The organism is Helicobacter sp. 10-6591 (assembly GCF_003288805.1).
Classification (GTDB): Bacteria; Campylobacterota; Campylobacteria; order Campylobacterales; family Helicobacteraceae; genus Helicobacter_F.
On the sequence record NZ_NHYK01000007.1, the window covers coordinates 1 to 21,108 of the forward strand.

Here is a 21,108-nt window from a genome sequence, read left to right on the forward strand (position 1 = left end):
TGATTTTGGATTAAAGAAGCTATATCCTAATACTAGACCTTGTGTATGTCCTTTAGAGAATACTCCTTTATCGAGTTCTACTTTTGTATAAGAGTAATAGGGCAATACAAAGAAAAGATTGTTTTTATTGCTTGCATAATTAGAACTTGTAGAGAGAATATCATTTCTTAGAGTGCTAGCATTTGCATACAGGTTTGTAGGTGTTGAAGAACTCAGATTTGCTTTGTCTTTGTTGTGTAAGAAATACAAAGTATTGAGTGCATTGCCCATAACAGAATCTAAGAATGTAGCTCTTGCAGTAGCTGTGGTTATAAGTGTTCTGTTTAATGCAGCAGCTGCTGTTTTAGAACCATCTATGTTGGCAACAAGGCCTCTTAGGAGATCGCCTGAGAAAGAGACAGCGCCATTATCATTACCTGCTACTACTTGAGTTCCTACTATGGCATCTGCCATCTTATTACCTTGGAATGCTGCTTTGAGATTCTCATTGCTTACATCAGCGTTAGTAACATCTACTGTTAATTTCTCTAGGGTTATTTTGCCACCACCATCACCTTCAAATTTGAGGGCTTTGAGGGCATTGCCATTATTATCTTGTTTTTCTAGCTTCCAGTCTTTTATTTCTATGTTGCCAGAGCCCTTATTGGTGATTACTGTTTGGTTACCAACTTTACCTTTGTTATCAATCTCTAGATTATGGGAGCTGTTGTTAGTTATATTTCCTTTAAATGTACCTTTGCTATCGTTTTTGAAACCACCTTGGATTTGGCCTGTGGAACCTATCACAATAGCTTCTTGGCCATCTGTTCCTAGTTCTCCATAGTTTGTGATAGCAGTTGCTCCTTTCAGTGTGCCATCTACTTGAATCTTGCCCTTGATTTGGTATTTCTTATCTTGACTTTGTCCGTTTTCACTTTTCCCTAATACCAGACCGCTACCACTTGTCCCTTCTACTGTAGCGCCTTGTTCTATATTGATATTCGTAAGATTGATGGAATCTTTTTCACTGTTGTCTTTACTGATATTGATTCCATTTTTATCACCCTTGACTACTCCTTTATCTTTAATAGTGATATTTTTAATCTCAGCAGTGAGGGTTTTTTGACCACTCTTGTTGTTTGTGTTGTAAAACGCTATACCATCTATTTTGCCTTCTATGGTTCCTGAATTGATAAGGTTGTTTATAGTTCCTCCTGAGATATGTATCCCGTATTGGCCGCCTCTGATGGTGCCTGTGTTTTCTATGGTGTGGTAAGTGGGTATGGCTTGAGCATTTTCATTTTGCACTATTCCATAGGCGCCGAGTTTGATACCTGCTGTTATGTTATTGCCACTGCTACCGCTGCCGCCATTACTGCCATTGGTCACTTCTATAAGGCCTGAGTTTTTGAAATGTGTGATGGTCTGCTTCTTGTCACCCCAGATGTAGATTCCAGCGTTTCTGCCTTTGATAGTTCCTTTGTTGTCAAAGCTTTCAATCGTAGTGCCTTTGCCTCTAGGGCCTCCAGAGACATCAATAGAGATGGCAGCATCGAATCTTGTGTCGTTAGTGTCATTCTTGATTGTGCTTTTGCTTTCGATGATGCCACCACTTTCATTGACGAAAGTGGCAATATGTGTGTTCTTAAGCCATATCGCACTGTCGTGCTCTGAGCTGATGGTTCCTGAGTTTGTAAAATTCTTAATAGTTGTTTGGGCTTGCTTTTGAGTATCCTCTTGATTGTTTTGGTCGTTGGTCATAATTTTTATTGCAGCATTATTACCAGTGTTATTGTTATTATGATCTTGAGTCTTACCGCCTGTGCTTGTAATCGTTCCTTTGTTGATAAAAGTTTCGATACTGGCATTGAGCTCAGACTTATTATTATCATCACGCTTGCCTTGTAGAAGTATGGCATTGCCATTTCCTTTTTCATTAAAGCTAGGAGCTGAGATAAGCATATTTTGTTCGTTTGTGAAAGTCTCAATCTTGGCACCTTCTAGTTTGATGGCGTGGTTGTTGTCTTCTGACTTGATAGTTCCCTTATTGACAAAGTTTTTGATGACTGTTTGGCCGCCTTTATCCATTGCGTTATGTTCGTTGTCTGTTTGTAGCACAATTGTGTTGTTCTGGTTTTTTGAGGTTATGGTGCCATTGTTTTCAAAAGACTCTATTGTAGAGCCACCACGAATCATTATGTTCCATTGATTCCCGGTATTTTGCTGTTTGTTTAAGAAATTACCTTGTCCAATAGTTATCTTGGGAACAGTGATTTTGTTGTTATTGGTGCCGCTGCCTACTTCTAAATTTGGAGTGGTGCTAGTCATTGCATTTGCATTAATGATAAGTGAGCTTATCTCACCGCTAGCATTAGCTTTGGTGGTGATGATTTTTTGGTCTAGGTTTGTAACTGTGCTGGTATGCTGACCATCGTGGTTTAAACCACTATTTTGGCTTATGCTCCATTCATTTGGATGGTGAGCCACTGCGCTTGAGACACAGAGTGATAAGGCTGCTATGGTAGAGACAAACTTGGGCTTAAAGACTTGAGAGTGTTTTGAACTCTTTGGTCTTTTTGCTGCTTTGGATTCTTTTCTTGCTTGTGCTGTTTTCTGAACTACTGTGGTCTGTGTATTCATAAGTTTCTCCTTTATATATTTTTAAATACAGTGTCTATTCTATAAAGGGATAAAAAAAAAAAAAGCAGATGTTTTGAAAAAAGGGTAGGAAATTAGTAGTGGTGTGTAGAAATGTAACGAATATCTGTGGAAAAATCGTTTTAAAGCAGGCTGTTGTGATAAAACTTCACAAATTCTTGTGCTATGCGAGGATTTCTGGAGCCTTTTTGCGTAGCAAAGTTCAAAGCCATCTTGCGCATTGTAGAATCTAGCTGGGCTGGCAAATCTTGCTTGGTGGCAAGCAGAGATTCTATTATCGTGAAGTATTCTTGCGTGCCTAAGGTGTAAAACCCTAGGCTTATACCAAAGCGCTCGCTTAGGGCTAGTATCTCGTCTTTGGAATCTATTGTATGGAGGGTGTCTTGGGCATAATCCTCTACAAGCAAGTGGCGCATATTTGAAGTGGCATAAAGCAAGACATTTTTAGGGAAGCCTTCTATGCTTCCACTCAGAAGGCTTTTGAGCGCCTTGTAACTTTCGTCATCGCTGCTGAAGGCTAATTCATCGCAGAATACCACAAAACAATAAGGTAGCTCTCGCACAAAGTCCAGGATAAAGGGCAAAATCTGCAACTCTACTTTAGGAATCTCAATCACGCGTAATGGCATTAGCACTGGAGATTCTAAAAGCTTGAGGCTTTCTTGACAAGACGAATCTGCGTACGCAAAGAGTTTCAACACAGCTTTTATACTCGAGCTTTTGCCGCAACCTCTAGCTCCCCACAAAAGGACATGAGATGCGTCATTGCCCTGCATAAAGCTCTGGGTGTTTTGACAAAGAATCTTTAGCTCGCGATCTATACCTATGAAGCTATCTAAAGGCTTAGCATCAAAATCTTTCACTGGATGCAAGTATCCACCATAGCCTTGATACTGGCCACGATACACACAAGCATAGGTCTGAGCAAAGTCGATACTAAAATACTTGGGCATTACTGGGAAATATACAAAGAAAGAGATGGAATGGAGTCTGTGGTTTTTGTGCTGACTTTGACTTTGCCACCGTTTTTGAGTTTGCCAAAGAGAATCTCATCGCTTAAGTAAAGCTTGATTTGGGAATCTATAAGATGCTGTATCTCACGTGCACCTAGGTCATTGTCTATACTGCGTGTAGCCAAGAAGTCTATGACTTTAGAATCTATGGTGATTGAGATATTTTTGTCTTTGAGTTGTGCACTCAGATCATTGAGGAATTTTTTGGCTATCAGTCTGTATTCTTGAATACCTAGAGGAGAAAAATGCACGATACCATCGAGTCTAGAGCGAAACTCTGGCGAAAAGAGATTTCTGATTGCGCTTTGGGTCTTTGCATGGTTATGGGCATTGAAGCCTAGTGTATTGCTTTCTTTACTGCCGGCATTGCTTGTCATGATGATTATCACATTTTTAAAATCCGCGCGATTGCCGGCATTATCTGTCAAAACAGCAGAATCTAGTACTTGTAATAAGACATTATAAATATCACTATGCGCCTTTTCTATCTCATCGAGCAAAAGCACGCAATAAGGATTTTTACGAATGCTATCCACTAATAGACCGCCTTGCTCAAATCCTACATAGCCAGCAGGCGCGCCAATGAGCCTAGAAATAGAATGCGCTTCCATATACTCGCTCATATCAAATTTCACAAAGCTAATCCCTAATGCTTTGGCTAGCTCAATGCTTAGCTGCGTCTTTCCAACGCCGCTTGGCCCTGCAAATACAAAGCTGCCTATTGGCTTGTTTGTATCTCCTAAACCTGCTTTGTTTTTCTTGATGACGCGCACTACTTCATCTATGGCTTTGTCTTGGGAGAAGATTCTTTGCTTGAGGGACTTGACAAGGTTTTTGAGTAGCTTGCCTTCGTCTTGGGTGACTTTAGACTTAGGTATATGCACGGACTTGGAGATAATATGTTCAATGTCTCTGAGACTTATGTTTTTAGGTTTGGAGTGGGGATGTGTGATTTTAAAGTATGCGCCACTTTCATCGAGTAAATCGATGGCTTTGTCAGGCAGAAATCTGTCGGTGATGTAACGATGCGAAAGATCGACACAAGCTTTGAGTGCAGAGTCTGAATAATGTACATGGTGGAATGCCTCATAGATTGGCGCTAGACCTTTGAGAATCTTATAGCTGTCTTCTCTACTTGGCTCTTTTACTTCGACTTTGGAAAATCTGCGTAAAAGCGCTTTGTCTTTGTCAAAGGTCTGCTTGAATTCACTGAAAGTGCTCGCACCTATGCAGCGCAAAGTACCATTAGCTAATGCAGGTTTGAGGAGATTGGAAGCATCAAGCGAGCTGCTGCTTGTAGCACCGGCACCTACAATCGTATGAATCTCATCGATAAAAACAATGCTATTAGCAATAGCATCAAGCTCGTGTAGGACGCCTTTTAGTCGTTTTTCAAAATCACCACGATATTTGCTGCCAGAAATCATAGCACTCAGATCCAATGCAAAGACTTGCGCGTCATGCAGTGCTTTGGGGACATTTTTCTTTGCGATTTCAAGTGCTAAGCCTTCTGCAATAGCAGTCTTTCCTACACCTGATTCTCCGAGTAAAATGGGATTGTTTTTCTTTCTCCTGCAGAGTATCTCGCTTAAGCGCATAATCTCATCGCGTCTGCCTATGATAGGATCGATATGCCCTGCTTGCGCTTCTTTGGTGAGATTCTTAGCGAATTGTGCAAGATAGCTTTCGTTTTTATGTTCATTATGCTCTTGCTTGAAATGATGGGTTTTTGATTCTGTCTCTACAAGATAGGAGGTGATGGCGAAGCGATCTATGCCTTGAGATTCTAGAATCTTGGCGGTGTAGCAGTCTCTCTCTTGTAAGACTGCAGCTAAGAAATCCCCTACTTCTGCTTGCTTGTGGCCTTGGGACTGGATATGCACAAGCATATTTGCAAAAATGCGCTCTAGTGCTGGGGTGTGGTCAGGATGTGCAGAAAAATTTTGGATACTCGGAAAATACTTAATGAGGTAGCGATAGACTATCTCAATCATTTGTGTAACATTTCCGCCGCACTTCTGGATAAGCTCTTCACCTTCTTTGTTGCGTAATAATGCAAAGAAAACATGCTCTGTTGTAAGGGTATTATGTCTCATGTCTCTTGCGATATTTACTGCTTCAGAAACCACTTGCGCAAAATTATTATTCGCCATAATTAAAGCCTTAGGAAAATAGATTACTGTGTATTTTTGGAGTAAAAGCGGGTGATTTTAACATAAATCTCTTTGCGCAGAATCTCATGCACAAAGCCTATAAGCAAGATTATCAGCTTATGGATTTTGGGATAAAATCCATAAGCTAGACTTATAATCCATCACATAATTTTTAAGGAGTGAGTTTGGAAAAAATTGTATTGGTTTTGCTACTTATAAGTTTTTTGCATGCTAGAGATTTAAAGCATGCAGCGCTCTTGGAATTTAGAAGTCTTGAAGCAAAATTCGAGCAAATAGTAACGACACAAGATGGCGATGAGATAAGCTATTTTGGCAGGTTACAAGCAAAAGCGCCAAATAAAGCAAAGTGGGATTATGAGATGCCCATACAAAAAGAGGTTTTTGTCAATGGTAAAGAGCTTATTATCTATGAATCTCATCTCTCTGAAGTCTATAGACACAAGCTTGCCACGACCGAGGATTTTTTTAGCATTATCGCTCGTGCAGAAGCTATTTCTAGTAATAAACTTGCTGCTGTACTTGAGAATGTGACCTATTTCATTACGCTGAGTGAAAATGGACTGCCACAAGAGCTAGAATACAAAGATGACTTAGACAACACAATACGCATAATTTTCACGCAAGTAAAAGCCAACACAGAGATTTTGGATTCTGTGTTTGTCTTTACTCCGCCACAGGGAAAACATTAAGTTTAGAATCTGGAATGTTTTGTTAGAATTTTTGCGACTTTGGCTATATAGGGGTTTATATTGAGCAGTATTCGAACCATCACCTTAGCTACTATCTATGAAAACCAGGGTTTGAAAGATGATGCCTTACAGATCTATGAATACATTCTAAACAACAATCCAGAAAACGAGGAAGCAAGACTTGGAGTGGAACGACTTACAACACAAAGACGAATGCTCTCCCAAGCAAAATCTATAAAATCCTCTCCACAATCCACAGAATCACAAAACATACAAAAACCCCAAACTAGGCACATTATCACTCCAGCAAATCCTCGCACAAAGACCAAATGGCTGCATGTCTTTTGCGCACTTGATAGCCAAGACAACAGCATAAGATTCCAACAATGGCTTATGGAATGGAACTAAAAGACATTATTCTAGAAACTATCAGCTCCTTAGAGCAACACGAAATCAGTGCTCTTGGCACACAAAAACAAGAATTTGGCCCTACAGATACAGAAGCTATGGAACCAAAGCCAAGCGCACGCAAACCGCTAAACTCACTCTCTCCCTCTGTGCTTTCTGTCATCAACGAACAAACACACACATATGGACTATTAGATGATGAAATAAGCTTTCTTTCGCTGCTAGAGGAGCGTTTGCTCGTACTTTTTGAAGGCTTAAACCAGCCACAAAACAGCCAAGATTCCAAAAAACTGCAGATGGTCTTGAACTTTTTGCAATACCAGCTAAGCGTTATTGCTCGGCGTTTAGAAATACTTTCAAAATAGCCAACCAATAATGGAAAGCTTTAGCCCTGCATATTTACGCAAGCGGTTTTTAGAGAATGAGGATTTTATAGCGATCGTGCTTATCTGTAAGCAGTTAGATTCCTCGCTTTTCATGCAAAGTGCTTCTTTGATGGAGTTTGTGCGCTCTTTAGGAATAAGCAACCCAAGTGCAGGGGATATAGGGGTTTTGTATGAGTTTATAGAAACTACATTGCTTAGAGAACTGGATAGGGAGCAAAGAACACATTTAGAGCAAAACCTCATCGAACTTAGCAACAAACTCCATCTTCCTTACAAGATAGACATACCGGATGTTTTTTTACAACAAACACAACAAAACTCACCCACCCAAGCGCCTTTAACAGAATCTTTGCAAAGCCTTAAGGCGCAAATTATGGACTTGATAGATCAACTCTCTGATTTATGTAAGACAAGAGAAGACAAACTTCTGGGTATTGCGACAAATCTTACAGATGAGCATTTTTCCATAGGCGTTACAGGGGTATTAAGTGCTGGCAAGAGCACATTTTTGAATGCCCTCTTAGGAGAAGAGATTTTAGGCACTTCAAGCATTCCAGAAACTGCAAATCTCACGATTTTACGCTATGGTGAGATTCCAAGCGTGGAAGTGCGCTTTTGGAATACAAAGGAATGGGGGGAGCTAGAAAGACAAAGCGGACAAGATAATGCACTGAGGCGATTTATAGATGAGAGTAAGGAGATTTTTGGTGCAAGATTGCAAGAATACATATTGCCAGATGCACGTAGAGAAAAGATAGAATCCACAGACCTTAGAGCCTACACTTCAGCAAACCACCCACAAAAGCTTTGCAATCTTGTGAGTGAAGTCACATTCTTGACACCATTAAAATTTTTAGAAAACAATGTAAGTATTGTGGATACTCCCGGACTTGATGATCCTATCACACAGCGAGAGGAGATTACAAAAAGCCATCTCAAAAACTGCGATTTACTTATACATCTTATGAATGCAAGCTGTGCTGCGACACAGACTGATATTGACTTCCTCTTAGAAACGCTCTTAGAACATAATATCTCGCGACTAGCCTTAGTGCTTACGCGAGCTGATCTTATCAGCCAAGATGAACTTAGACAAAGCATGGAATACACCAAACACACGCTAGAAAATCAAATACGCAAGCTCTCTTTGCGTGTGGATATACAAGAGATAATTTCTCGTATCACATTTTTTCCACTCTGTGGATATCAAGCGCTTTTGTGCAAACAAAACAAGAAATCTCCTCTACCATTAGAAAAAACAGGTATTGTAGAAATCGAGCGGTATTTGGAATATATGCTTTTAGGTGAGGAAAGCCTCAAGCACCAAGATATCCTCTATCTCGCTATAAATGCGCTGCAAACACTTATACAAGAGACAAAAACTGATTTAAAGATCCAAGAAAGCCTATTTTCTGCAAACAAAGAAGAACTTAACAAAAAGCTACAAGATATAGAAAATCAAACACAGCTCCTTAATAAAAGTGCTCAGACAATAAAAGACACAATCCACATAGAGTTGAGTGAAATCGAGCAAACAAAAAGCATGCTTGAAGAGATGCTGTTTTTGAATCTCAAAAATGCCAGAGATTCTTTGTGTGATCGTGTAAGTGCAAACATTATCTACAATCGAGACAATAACCATAGTTTTGTATCCCAAGATTTAGAAGATTCTCTTTGCATTGCGCTCAAAGATATTTTTGCTTCCTTGGCACGCGAATATAAGTTTCGCTTAAATAATAAGATTGCCCAAAGCATACAAAGACTAAAGAATGAAAAAATCCAAATAGCAGATTTTCCTAGCTTCAACTTTGTCTTGCGCGATCATCAGGTAGAGCATTTTGCAAGAGATTTGACTCTAAAAATAGTCAATATCGCCAAGGATAGAAATTTGCGTGCAAAGATGGAACCAGAGTTTGCAGAGATTTTCTTAGAGTTTGAGACATTAGTCAGGGAAAAAAGTCAAGAGATACAAAACGCTGCCCTTACGTTTTTTAACAATCTGACAAACTTGGTGCAGGCAGACTATGACAATAAGATAGCGCATATAAAGCAACTAGCACAAAGCACGCTTGAGCTTATACAAAATGGAGACAATCAAGCAGCAAAAGCAACAATCTCACAGAATCTACAGAAATTAGAAGGTTTTCTTGCACAAGCCACTGTGTTGCAAGGAAAGCTCCTAGCATTTAAGGGAATGGAATGATTAGAACTTTTATCAATGAGATACTACAGGCTAGGGAATCTGCTTGCACACCCAGCAAATCTGCCCAGCAAATAAAGCGAATCAAAAGAGCCTTACAATCACACAATCTCTTAGACAAAAAATGCGTACAAATGCTAGATACCCTCGAAAATACCGCAGATTCTCCACTAAAAATCGCAGTGATTGGGCAATTTTCCAGTGGCAAAAGCACATTTTTGAATGCCCTCTTAGGAGAGGAGCTGCTTCCTAGCGGGATCATCCCTATCACTTCAAAAATATGTGAGATAAGCTATGGCAGACATTTATCACTAGAAATTCTCTACAAAAATGGGACAAGCAGATTCCAATCTCTTGGGTTTTTAGAACACACAGATTCTAAAGACGAGGCGATTACATCATTTAAAATCTATGCGCCACTTGAGATTCTCAAAAAAATAAGCTTTTTTGACACGCCCGGCTTTAACTCCCAAAACCAAAGCGATACAGACACCACAAACACACTCTTAAACGGAGTTGATGGAATCATTTGGCTAAGTCTCATTGACAATGTCGGCAAACTCAGCGAAAAAGAGATTCTCCATACACATATCAAAAAATACAGTGCAAAAAGCCTCTGTGTGCTCAACCAAAAAGACAGACTAAAAGACTTAGCAGAAGTACAGATGAGCTTGGAATATGCTAAAAGCGCATTTGATGGAGTTTTCTCACGCTTTGTGGCTATCTCTGCTAAAGAGGCGCTTGTGGGCTTAAAGACAGAAGACACAAGCTTGCGTGATCACTCTGGGATACAAGAGGTGCTGGATTTTTTACACAATGAACTTATGCCAAATGTCTCAGATATAAAAGAGGCAAAAATCACACGAGAATTGCGCAAAGGTCTGCTTGCAATTTATTGCAGCTTGCGTGCACAAGAAAAAGAGATACAAGAATATGAACATGCCATAGCCAGATATTGTGAAGGTTTTAGCAAGGGTTTTTTTGCGCAATTCAATGCTATGTGCTTGAAGCAATTTGATGCATTAGATTCTCTGCTAGATGAGATTGCTTTGTTTGTATTTGCAAACTTCAAAAAGCAAGAGATGGAATTTACACGCAGATACAAGGTGTTCGTATTTGAGAGGCAAAAGAAATTTTTTAAAGAGATTCTTGCTTTTTCAAAAGATGAAGTGGTAAGTATGATGGAGAAAAGCTCCCTTATGCGTGAATGCAAGAAGCTCAACTTCAAGATTCTTACTGAAAGCTTAGATACTCTCCCAAACTTTGCAATGCCAGCTCCTAAAGCCTTTGATGATTCTCTAAATACGCATTTAGCTCAGCTTATCTCCCAAGCATTTTTAAAACTCCAAGTACAAATTAGCGCATTTGACACACTTTGGCATACAAATTTTTCCTCTGCTTTTAAAAGCGTGTGTGTGGCGCTTGAGTATGCCTTTTTACGCGGTATTGTCTTGTTCAAAAAAGACCCTGAAAAGTTCCCACTTTATGAACCAACCGTGCAAAACATCCGAGAAACGCTCAATGAAGCATTCCATTTTGAGATATTCTCCCAAAAGCTCTTTTTGCAAAACAACCTCGCCAAAGAGATAAGTGCCTTTCTGACATTCGAAAGCAAGAATCTGGATTTACAACACCTACACAAAGCCAAGCAAGAGCTAAGAGAGAAGATTGACTTTGTGCGCGCTGAGTTTCACTCACTTAACCCAAAGGATAAAAATTGAAAGATAGTCTCAAACTTCTAGGCTCACAGAATACAAACTACCCTAAGAGCTATGCTCCAGAGATTTTGGAGACTTTTGCAAATAAGCATCCAGATGTGGATTACTTCGTTGGATTCAACTGTCCAGAATTCACATCACTGTGCCCTATTACAGGACAGCCAGACTTTGCAAAGATCTTTATTGGCTATATCCCATCACTACAGATGGTGGAATCCAAATCCTTGAAACTCTATTTGTTTTCTTTCCGCAACCACGGCGATTTCCACGAGGACTGTATCAATACTATTGCAAAAGATCTCATTGCTCTCATGCAGCCAAAATATCTGGAAGTCTGGGGGAGATTCACCCCGCGAGGAGGCATCAGCATAGATCCATATGTCAATTATGGAATCCCAGATACAAAATACGAGCAAATGGCACAGCACCGTCTGCTAAACCACGAGCTGCACAAAAATGCTGTGCTACAATCCCACACCATGCTATGAGATACCTCTTATAACTTTAAGGAATGCTTTTGGGACGACTACTAAAAATTCTCCAACTTGGCAAATTCTATCCGCCTGATATGGGAGGGATTGAGCGGGTGATGGGTGATATTCTCGAGGGTATGAATGAGCGGGGATTTGTCTGTGATGTGCTCTGCTCTCACTCCAAGCCAAAGTTTGCGCTAGATATCACAGATTCTAAAGCCAGAATCTATCGCACCAAAAGCTTTGGCAAGCTAGCACGCACTTCTATCACGCCACAGATGGTGTATTTCTTGCGAAAGTTTGCCAAGAGCTATGACATTATCCATGTCCATTTGCCAGATCCTATGGCAAATCTCGCGCTTTTGCTCACTTGCTTGGATTCTCAGATCATCATCTTGCATTGGCATGCTGATATCACCAAGCAAAGATACTTATTGCATCTTTATAAGCCATTGCAGACTTGGCTCTTAAAGCGCGCAGATGCAATCATCACCACAAGTCCAAAATACCTAGAGCAATCGCCCTTCTTGCAAGCATACAAACACAAATGCAAAGCCATTCCACTTGGAATCTCATGCACTCCAGATAATGTATCCCGCCCATTTGTGCAAAAAGACACAAAAACCCTCTTTGCGCTTGGACGCTTTGTAAGCTACAAAGGCTTTGAATATGCTCTTAGCGCACTGAGATTCTTGCCAAGTTACCGATTGCTCTTAGGCGGAGATGGGCCATTGGAGCACGACTTAAAGAATCTCGCAAAAACATTAGGTGTTGCAAGCCAAGTGGAGTTTTTGGGCTTTGTCGCCGATGAAGAGCTACCCAGATTCTATAAAAGCTCCTCAATTTTCCTCTTGCCATCAATCACAAAAAGCGAAGCCTTTGGTCTTGTGCAAATCGAGGCCATGGCGCATGGCTTGCCTGTAGTATCTTGCGCTATTGCTGGCTCTGGAGTTGATTGGGTCAATCAAAATGGTGTGAGTGGCATTGTCGTGCCTCCCAAAGACCCCAAAGCTATCGCGGATGCGGTGCTAGAGATTGCTAAAGATTATGAGCGCTTCTCACAGAATGCAAGAAAGCGATTTTTGGAGCATTTCACAAAGAATCAGATGCTAGATTCCCTACAAAATCTCTACCTTGAGCTTATGAAAAATTCCATTGAGGGGGGGGGGCAGATAACATCTTGCGGGTATAACACCCGCTTTCTTTCTTCTTCGTATAAGGCGCGCTGTGCTTAAGATCTCTATCATCACAGCGACGCTTAATTCTGCCAAGACGCTAAGCTCTGCACTTGATTCTGTTTTGGCTCAGACCTACCCACATATCGAGCATATTATCATCGATGGCAAGAGCAGTGATTCTACACTTAGCATAGCACACAGCTACCTCCCAGAGTATGACAAGAGGGGCTATAGCTTACGTATTTTTAGCCAAAAAGATAATGGGATCTATGATGCGATGAATAAAGGCATAGAGCTTGCCAGTGGCGAAGTTGTGGGGTTTTTGAATTCTGATGATTTTTTTGCAAGCTCGCATGTAGCAAGCCTTATTGCGTGGGGGTTTGCCAAACCTACAGATGATATACAAATAATCTATGCTGACATAAGCTATGTCAATGCCTCCCTGCAAACACAGAGAATCTTATGTGGCAAACCCTTTAGCCCGCTTTCTTTCAAACTCGGATTCCATCCACCACATCCAAGCTTTTACGCAAAAAGAGAGCTTTTTGTATCCTATGGGGGTTTTAATCTCAAATACAGCATTGCAAGCGATTATGATCTTATGCTCCGCTTCTTGCACAAACACCAAGCAAAGAGCCTCTATATCCAAGAGATTTTCGTAAAAATGCGACTAGGGGGTGCTAGCAATAAAAGCATTGCAAATATCCTGCGTGCTAATATCGAGTGTTACAAAAGCTGGCGTGATAATGATTTGAGCGCATTCCCAATTTTTGTATTTCTCAAACCACTTCTGAAAATTTTTGCGATCTTAAAACACAGACAAGATTCCAACATGGGGGGGGGTATAACAATCGCGCTTTCTAAGCGCACAACTTATCCAACCTATCTCTTATCTCCAAATTTTTCCACAAGCTTTGGATACACAAAGCTTGCGTCATGAAAACCCAAACTAGCCACGCCAATACACAACAAAAGCTTGCTTTTGTTGCAAATACAGCACAAGGCATGCTGAATTTTCGTCTTGAAGTATTGCAGGCATTACAAAAGATGGGCTATGAGATTCATATCCTTGCGCCAATTTTTGAATCCACACGAGATCTTTGTCACGCTGCTATGGCACTGAAACAAAATGGTTTTATTTTGCACCATATACAAGTAGATTCCCAAGGGCTTAATCCATTCAAAGATTTATTGCTTGCCTATGTGATTTTCAAATACCTAAGACTTCTTAAGCCCCAAATGGTTTTTAGCTACACAATAAAACCCGTGATTTATGCTTCGCTTGTGGCAAATCTCCTCAAAATTCCTCATATCGCCATAATCACCGGGCTTGGATTTGTCTTTATAGGAGATGGGATAAAAAAGTGCATATTGCGTAAGTTTGTCTGTCTGATGTACTCAGTCAGCTTGAAGGGATGCTTCCGAGTGTGGTTTCTTAATGCCGATGATAAAGATGAGTTTTTAAAGCGCAAGATTCTTGCACCAAAGAAAGCTGACCTGCTTGCTAGTGAAGGCGTAAATACAGAGTTTTTCTCTCCAGACTCACAATCTCCGCATGACACACAAACCTTTATCTTTCTACTTCCAGCTCGTATGCTATGGGATAAGGGGGTTGGGGAATTTGTGCAAGCAGCCAAAATCTTACGATCAAGCCAAGACATAAGATTCTATCTGCTTGGGCAAAGCGATTGCCAAAACCCACAAGCAATCTCTAGAGAGCAAATAATGCAGTGGGAGAATGAAGGGCTTATCACCTATCTAGGGTTTGTAAGCGATGTAAGAGCGATCATAAAAGCAAGTTCTTGTGTAGTGTTGCCAAGTTATCGTGAAGGTGTGAGTGTAGCGCTACTTGAAGCTATGAGTATGGCAAAACCCATAATCACAAGCAACGCACCCGGTTGCAAAGAAATGGTGATAGAAGGCTACAATGGCTTTTTATGCGAACCAAGAGATTCCCGCTCTCTTGCCTCTTGTATGCAAAAAATGCTCTCGCTAAAGCATGAGCAGCTTATTGAACTAGGGCAAAACTCCAGAAACATCGCACTCTCTCGTTACGACAGAAAGCTAACCATTGCACGCTATAAACAAATATTAGACCAAGCACTCAAATAATTTTGTGTTGCAAAAAACACATTCTTAGAATATGCTTACCTTTGCAAACCACCACAAAGAATCACAATGCAACCATCCACACAAGAGCTTTCTTTACAAGCTTTGCAATCCCGCACCCTTTTGGTGTATTCTTCAAAGCGCTCCTTACGCTCAAGTTTTATTGAAGGCAATATTTGCCCACCTAGTATGCTTTTGGGGGATTTTTTCAACAAAGCAATCATTTATCAAGGCAAAACCATCATCCCAAAACACATACGCAAATTTATCTTGAGCTTTGTGCTGAAAAAATATGACTTCACCCAGCTCTCACAGCATGGGCTTGTGTTTGAAAAAAGCTTTTTGGCTTATTTGGAAAGCAGCGAGTTTTTCTTGCAGTTTTTTGATGAGCTTTTTGTGCATAACATCACGATACAAGATATTCCATGCAAAGACATTTATGGCGAGTATGAAGATCATTTAAGAATTCTAGAAACAGTTTTAAAACACTACGAAGAGATACTCAAGCAGCGTAATTGGGTGTATAAAAGCAGGGATTTTGAGCTCTCTTATGCATTTTTGCAGAGATTTTCTCATATCAAGTTGTTTCTACAAGGGATACTTAACCCCTATGAGCTAGAGATATTAAAAGCAGTATCAAGCATATGCCAAGTGAGTATCTGCTTTGAATCTGATGAGATACACAAAGAAATATTTGCCATACCTCTTAAAGAAAACATGCGCTATGAGCTAACCTATCCGGATGCCAAGATTCTTGCAACAGAACCAATCAAAGACACAAGCACACTCCAAGCACTCTCTTGTGATACAAGAATCTCCCAAGTAGGCGCTATAAATGCCAAAATCGCTCAATGGCTTAAGCAAGGCATAAAGCCTGAGCAAATCACGATAATTCTACCCACGCGAGATTTTATGACATATCTGCAAGCACTTGATTTGGAGCATAACTTCAACTACGCATTTGGCAAGCCATTTGCCCAAAGCACATTTTTTAAAATACTCAAAGCCAAGCTGGAATCTCTGCAAGAGAGTACAGAATCTACATTTCTCCATAAAATCGAGATTTTAAAAGAAAACATCATCCAATGCTTTCTCTCAACCACCACACAAGCACTCTTTGAATCAAATAAGCAAAAAATGCTAGAACTTCTAAGCCAATACGAATATATACAAGAATTCCTAAACACACTCAGCCTACAAGAGCTTATAAAGTATTTTTTGCAAGAAATCCAAACTTGGAATCTCTATGATGTCAGCGGTGGGCGCATTAGCGTTATTGAGATTCTAGAATCTCGAGGGCTTGACTTAGAATACATCCTCCTGCCTGATTGCAATGAATGCTTTATCCCAAACCTTAAGCAAAGTGATTTGTTTTTGAACACGACACTGCGCCAAAAGCTCAATATGCCCACACTTAAAGACAAAAAATCCTTGCAACTCTCTTATTACACAAGCTTGTTAAGACATGCAAAAGAAGCACTAGTACTCTTTGTAAAAGATGAGGATAATGCACCCTCACACCTCATAGACATGCTAAAAATTCAAGTGCAACCCAACAGCTTTAGCATATTCACCCACACAAATGAGAATCCAAGAGAATATAAGAGCGAGGAGTATCACGGGGCATTGCCACAGAGATTTTCACCCACAAGCTTTCATGTTTTTATTGATTGCAAGCGAAGGTTTTATTTCAGATATTTATGCAATCTCAAACTTGATGATACAGCAAACACAAGAAGCGGACTTATCTTGCATAAGATACTAGAACTAAGCTACAAGCCTTTTGTCAAAAAAATTATCTCTAATATGACAGAAATACAACATAGCGCATTCCAGATTCTCAAAGAACAAATACCACAAAATGCATATGAGGAGATGGAGCTATGCCATATGGAATTGTATTTGGAGCGGTTTTTTGAAAATGAGAAACGATTTATTCAGCAAAATGGAGAATTTGAACTTTTAGGCCTAGAAGTCCCGCTTAAAGGTGTTATAGCTGGCTTTAATTTTGAAGGCAGAGCAGATAGAATCCAAAGGCTCAAAAATGGTGAAGTGCTGATTTTAGACTACAAATATAAAAATAATCTCAGCAAGCAAAAAGATGATTTCTCGCTTGAAATCTACCGCCAAATGTATCTACACCAACACCCGCAAGAAAGTGTATCCTGTGCATTCTATGATATGAAAAATAAAAGCCTTGATATGCTTTTAAGAGAACAAGACAAACAAGAGCTGCTGATACAGACTCTAGAAACTATAAAATCAACCTTCACAGATCCCAGAGCAAATAATTACGGAGTATTTGGCCAAAAAGAGACAGGCTGCCAATACTGCGATTACAAGACCTTGTGCAACAGATAATTCCCTGTTTTTTTTTTTTTTTTTGCTTGTGTTATAATCCCGCAATTTCTCAATAAGGAGCTACATGCAAACGCCAATCAACAAAACAAACAATGTGGGGGGGGGGATATAAAAAGCCAAACAACCTCACCTTCCCCCAAAGACTCTTAAAAAGATTCCGCGCTCTCCCAAAACCACTCAAAATCATCCTAAAGATTCCCTACTATCCTATAAGGTATTTAAGACATAAGATAAGATTTTTGTTGCTTGATTATGAAGTAAGGAAGTTTTTATCACACAAGCAAAGCACTCCGATAAACAAAGATGAGCCCTATGTAATCGTCTCTCTGAGCTCTTATCCAGAGAGGTTTTATCAGCTGCATTACACGCTTTATTCTATATGTAGACAAACCTACAAGCCACACAAGATTATCTTAAACCTCACAAAAGAGGAGTGTCCTAATCTACTAGATGATGTACCAAACAATATCTTGCTTTTCAGAGAACATGGCCTAGAAATAAGCTTTAGCAAGCAAAACTTCCGCTCATACAATAAGATTATCCACACCCTACAAAACTATAAAGATTCTATAATCATCACTTGTGATGATGACCATACCTATCCTCCTGATTTGATAGAAAATCTTGTTCAAAGCTACAAGAAATTCCCTCAAGATATCCATTGTCACAATGTCGCAAAAGCTACCTTCAGCCCAGAGAATAAACTCAATGATTTCTTGCAGTGGAAGGGCGGATACACAGATGTCCTGCATGGAGATTCTCTTTTGCCCCATGCCTCATACCTTAACAGCCCGCTCGGCTTTAGTGGCGTCTTATACCCTCCAAACTCCCTGCATAAAGATGTACTAGATTCTGAGAAATTCCTAAGCCTCGCCCCGACAAATGATGACTTATGGTTGTGGGTTATGGCGCTACTACAAGGCACAAAAATTAGGCTCATAGAGAATTGGAATAAAAACTATCATATCACTTTATGGAGTTCTCAAGGTAAGCAGTCTCTATGGAGGCATAACACTAATGGTGGCTATTTAAGGGACTATCACAATCTTTTGAGGGCTTACCCAGAGATTATTACAATCACTTCACAAGCGCACAAACAAGAAGGTGATTTGGGGTTTAACAATGCAAGATCTTGACTGTAATCTCTCCACTCTTAGAATCAAACTCCACCTTTGAGCCCTCTGTGATTTTATTCTCTAAAATCATATCCGCCAGCCTATCCTCTATCTCCTCATACAACGCGCGTTTCAAAGGTCTAGCTCCATAAACTGGGTCAAATCCAGCCTTGGCAATAAATTCCTTCGCCTCTTGTGTGATGCTAATCTCTATACCCCTCTCTGCTAGCATTTTGGCAATACGAGCAAACATAATATCCACAATGCCAACAACAGCATCCATACCAAGTGGATTAAAAATTACAATATCATCAAGCCTATTTAAAAACTCCGGCTTGAAATACTGCTTTAATAGCTCTCTTACATCCTGCTCCGTCTGCTCTTTAGAACTAGATTCTAAAATCCTATCACTCCCGATGTTACTTGTTAGGATAATAATAGTGTTTGAAAAATCCACCACCACGCCCTTATTATCAGTTAATCTTCCATCATCAAGTACTTGCAAGAGGATATTAAAAACATCCGGATGTGCCTTTTCTATCTCATCAAAAAGCACCACACTATAGGGCTTGCGTCTTATCGCCTCTGTAAGCTGCCCACCTTCCTCATAGCCCACATATCCGGGTGCTGCACCAACTAAGCGGCTCACAGAGTGCTTTTCCATATACTCGCTCATATCAATGCGAATGAGGTTTTTCGCGCTGTCAAATAAGAAGTTTGCAAGGCTTTTAGCACTCTGTGTTTTTCCCACCCCTGTTGGTCCTAGAAAGAGAAAGCTTCCTATTGGGCGATTGCTTTCATTCAGACCGGCTTTGTTGCGCTTTATTGCACGAGAAATAGCACGCAAAGCCTCATCTTGCCCCACTACACTTTTTGCAAGCTCTGATTCGATACCCAAAATACGCTCTTTTTGGCTTTGGAGCATTTTATTCACAGGGATTTGCGTCCATCTACTCACAATCCCCGCGATAATCTCCTCTGTCACAGAGTTTTTAAGCAATGTGCCATCTTTTTGCATAGCTTCCCATTTCTCTTGTAGTGCGCGCTCTTGATCCTTTGTCTGCGGTATAAGCCCATAGTCAATCTCTGCAGCTTTATTGAAATCCCCCGCTCTCTTTGCTAGCTCAGATTGGCTTTGCAGAGAATCTATCTTGCTTTTGAGCTCTGCTATTTGTCGGAAAATCGCCTTTTCATTTTCAAACTGCCCCTCTAAGCGCGTCTTTTCCTCGTTGCAATCTTCAAGCTCCTTTTCTATCTCCTCCAAGCGAGCCGTGTTTATCTTCACACCTTCCATATTTAGCGCTTGTTTTTCTACTTCTAAGCTCTGAATCTGACGCTTTGCCTTGCTTAGCGCATAAGGCTCAGATTCTATTTGCATCTTAAGCTCTGCTGCACCCTCATCAATGAGATCAATTGCCTTATCAGGTAAGAATCTATCCGTAATATAGCGACTTGAGAGTTTTACAGCCGCTACAAGTGCAGAATCTGTAATGTTTACATTATGATGAGCTTCAAGCCTTTGCTTGATACCCCTAAGGATTTGTAATGCCTCATTTGCATTTGGCTCATTCAAAGTAATTGGCTGGAATCTCCTCGTGAGCGCGGCATCTTTTTCAAAATACTTGCGATATTCCTTAAGTGTCGTTGCGCCTATTGTGTGTAGCTCACCACGCGCTAGCGCAGGCTTTAGGATATTTGCTGCATCCATACTACCCTCACTCGCCCCAGCACCTACGATTGTGTGAATCTCATCGATAAACAAAATCACATTCCCGGCTTTTTTCACCTCATTAATGACCGCTTTTAATCGCTCCTCAAACTCACCTCTATACTTTGCACCCGCGATAAGTGCGCTCATATCAAGTGCGATAACGCGCTTATTCTGCAGGCTTAAAGGCACATTTTTGCTTGCAATCCTTTGTGCTAATCCTTCAACCACTGCAGTCTTCCCAACACCAGGCTCACCTAGCAAGATTGGATTATTTTTTGTCTTACGGATAAGAATCTGCATCATCGCTGTGATTTCTTCATCGCGTCCAATCACTGGGTCTATAGTATTCTCAAGTGCCTTTTTAGTTAAATCAATCCCATATTTTTCCAAAGATTGCAAATTATCATCATCACTTTGGTCTTGGATTTTCGCGCCTGCACGTAGGACTTGCAAGGTCTTTTTAAGCTCGCTTATATCTACATACTTGCCAAAAATATCCTTAAAAACACTATCTTGTGCATTTGCAATAAGGAAAATATCCACGGCAACATAACTATCACCATTCTTTGTGGCCTCACCTAATGCAAGCTCAAATGCATCGCTGAGTGACTTTGTAATACTAAGGTTTTCTTTTGACACATTTGAGGCTTTCGGTAATTTATCCACCACACTGCGCGCTTCCAGCTCGATTGGATTCTTATCGATGCCTAGTTTATTAAGTGCTTGGTTAAGCAAAGATTGGGAATCTGTAAGCAAGGCCCAGAAAATATGCGCAAGCGCTATTTCTTGGTTCTTACTATGGAGTGCTAAAGCCGCTGCGCTATCGAGTGTTTGTTTTAGTTGATTGGTAAGTTTTTCGAAAATATTCATTGTTGTACTCCTAATATTTAAGTCGATTTGTATTATATAAGTTTAGTCTAATAATGTAAATTTTAT

Annotated in this window: 15 protein-coding genes; 11 read left to right on the plus strand and 4 right to left on the minus strand. The window is 40.3% G+C overall.

Annotated features, from left to right (window positions below; genetic code table 11):
• From CCY97_RS03255 to CCY97_RS03265, 3 genes are all read right to left on the minus strand, one after another.
• A partial coding sequence (locus tag CCY97_RS03255) for a hypothetical protein (RefSeq protein WP_146744496.1) occupies window positions 1-2,619 on the minus strand: 2,619 nt, incomplete at its 3' end.
• Between the two features lie 140 nt (window positions 2,620-2,759).
• Window positions 2,760-3,590, minus strand: a complete 831-nt coding sequence (locus CCY97_RS03260; protein WP_112064070.1) for a DUF815 domain-containing protein — start codon at window positions 3,588-3,590, stop codon at window positions 2,760-2,762.
• Entirely contained in the window at window positions 3,590-5,803 is a 2,214-nt protein-coding gene (locus CCY97_RS03265; protein WP_112064071.1) for an AAA family ATPase, read from the minus strand. The genes CCY97_RS03260 and CCY97_RS03265 overlap by 1 nt, the downstream gene beginning before the upstream one ends.
• A gap of 185 nt (window positions 5,804-5,988) precedes the next feature.
• Between CCY97_RS03265 and lolA the strand changes: the two genes are divergently transcribed.
• The 11 genes from lolA to CCY97_RS03320 all read left to right on the plus strand — a co-directional run bounded on the left by lolA (window position 5,989) and on the right by CCY97_RS03320 (window position 18,482).
• Entirely contained in the window at window positions 5,989-6,513 is a 525-nt protein-coding gene (lolA, locus tag CCY97_RS03270) for a LolA-like outer membrane lipoprotein chaperone (RefSeq protein ID WP_181562799.1), read from the plus strand.
• A gap of 60 nt (window positions 6,514-6,573) precedes the next feature.
• Entirely contained in the window at window positions 6,574-6,921 is a 348-nt protein-coding gene (locus CCY97_RS03275; protein WP_112064073.1) for a hypothetical protein, read from the plus strand.
• The gene (locus tag CCY97_RS03280) at window positions 6,900-7,286 is read left to right on the plus strand and encodes a hypothetical protein (protein ID WP_258456937.1); all 387 of its coding nucleotides are present in this window, start codon (window positions 6,900-6,902) and stop codon (window positions 7,284-7,286) included. The genes CCY97_RS03275 and CCY97_RS03280 overlap by 22 nt, the downstream gene beginning before the upstream one ends.
• Before the next feature lie 10 nt (window positions 7,287-7,296).
• A complete protein-coding gene (locus CCY97_RS03285; protein WP_112064075.1) occupies window positions 7,297-9,510 on the plus strand; it encodes a dynamin family protein in 2,214 nt (737 codons plus the stop codon).
• Window positions 9,507-11,228: a dynamin family protein gene (locus CCY97_RS03290; RefSeq protein WP_112064076.1), complete on the plus strand. Its 1,722-nt coding sequence runs from the start codon at window positions 9,507-9,509 to the stop codon at window positions 11,226-11,228. The genes CCY97_RS03285 and CCY97_RS03290 overlap by 4 nt, the downstream gene beginning before the upstream one ends.
• Window positions 11,225-11,713, plus strand: coding sequence for a preQ(1) synthase (gene queF, locus CCY97_RS03295; protein WP_112064077.1), 489 nt, complete (start codon window positions 11,225-11,227; stop codon window positions 11,711-11,713). The genes CCY97_RS03290 and queF overlap by 4 nt, the downstream gene beginning before the upstream one ends.
• 29 nt (window positions 11,714-11,742) lie before the next feature.
• The gene (locus CCY97_RS03300) at window positions 11,743-12,933 is read left to right on the plus strand and encodes a glycosyltransferase (RefSeq protein WP_220091887.1); all 1,191 of its coding nucleotides are present in this window, start codon (window positions 11,743-11,745) and stop codon (window positions 12,931-12,933) included.
• The gene (locus tag CCY97_RS03305; RefSeq protein ID WP_181562800.1) at window positions 12,926-13,816 is read left to right on the plus strand and encodes a glycosyltransferase family 2 protein; all 891 of its coding nucleotides are present in this window, start codon (window positions 12,926-12,928) and stop codon (window positions 13,814-13,816) included. Before CCY97_RS03300 ends, CCY97_RS03305 begins: the two co-directional genes overlap by 8 nt.
• Entirely contained in the window at window positions 13,813-14,988 is a 1,176-nt protein-coding gene (locus CCY97_RS03310; RefSeq protein ID WP_112064080.1) for a glycosyltransferase family 4 protein, read from the plus strand. The genes CCY97_RS03305 and CCY97_RS03310 overlap by 4 nt, the downstream gene beginning before the upstream one ends.
• Before the next feature lie 66 nt (window positions 14,989-15,054).
• Complete coding sequence (locus CCY97_RS03315) at window positions 15,055-17,346, plus strand: PD-(D/E)XK nuclease family protein (protein WP_112064081.1); 2,292 nt, start codon at window positions 15,055-15,057, stop codon at window positions 17,344-17,346.
• 92 nt (window positions 17,347-17,438) lie between these two features.
• Complete coding sequence (locus CCY97_RS03320; protein WP_112064082.1) at window positions 17,439-18,482, plus strand: glycosyltransferase family A protein; 1,044 nt, start codon at window positions 17,439-17,441, stop codon at window positions 18,480-18,482.
• On the opposite strand, the gene CCY97_RS03325 is transcribed toward CCY97_RS03320, so the two are convergent.
• Window positions 18,463-21,042: an AAA family ATPase gene (locus CCY97_RS03325; protein WP_112064083.1), complete on the minus strand. Its 2,580-nt coding sequence runs from the start codon at window positions 21,040-21,042 to the stop codon at window positions 18,463-18,465. The genes CCY97_RS03320 and CCY97_RS03325 overlap by 20 nt on opposite strands.
• Between the last annotated feature and the right edge of the window lie 66 nt (window positions 21,043-21,108).

Coding starts and splice junctions, on each gene's coding strand:
- CCY97_RS03260 (WP_112064070.1), bottom strand. CDS start 3,590: ATGCCCAAGTATTTTAGTATCGACTTTGCTCAGACCTATGCTTGTGTG.
- CCY97_RS03265 (WP_112064071.1), bottom strand. CDS start 5,803: ATGGCGAATAATAATTTTGCGCAAGTGGTTTCTGAAGCAGTAAATATC.
- CCY97_RS03280 (WP_258456937.1), top strand. CDS start 6,900: ATGGCTTATGGAATGGAACTAAAAGACATTATTCTAGAAACTATCAGC.
- CCY97_RS03285 (WP_112064075.1), top strand. CDS start 7,297: ATGGAAAGCTTTAGCCCTGCATATTTACGCAAGCGGTTTTTAGAGAAT.
- CCY97_RS03290 (WP_112064076.1), top strand. CDS start 9,507: ATGATTAGAACTTTTATCAATGAGATACTACAGGCTAGGGAATCTGCT.
- CCY97_RS03310 (WP_112064080.1), top strand. CDS start 13,813: ATGAAAACCCAAACTAGCCACGCCAATACACAACAAAAGCTTGCTTTT.
- CCY97_RS03315 (WP_112064081.1), top strand. CDS start 15,055: ATGCAACCATCCACACAAGAGCTTTCTTTACAAGCTTTGCAATCCCGC.
- CCY97_RS03320 (WP_112064082.1), top strand. CDS start 17,439: ATGTGGGGGGGGGGATATAAAAAGCCAAACAACCTCACCTTCCCCCAA.
- CCY97_RS03325 (WP_112064083.1), bottom strand. CDS start 21,042: ATGAATATTTTCGAAAAACTTACCAATCAACTAAAACAAACACTCGAT.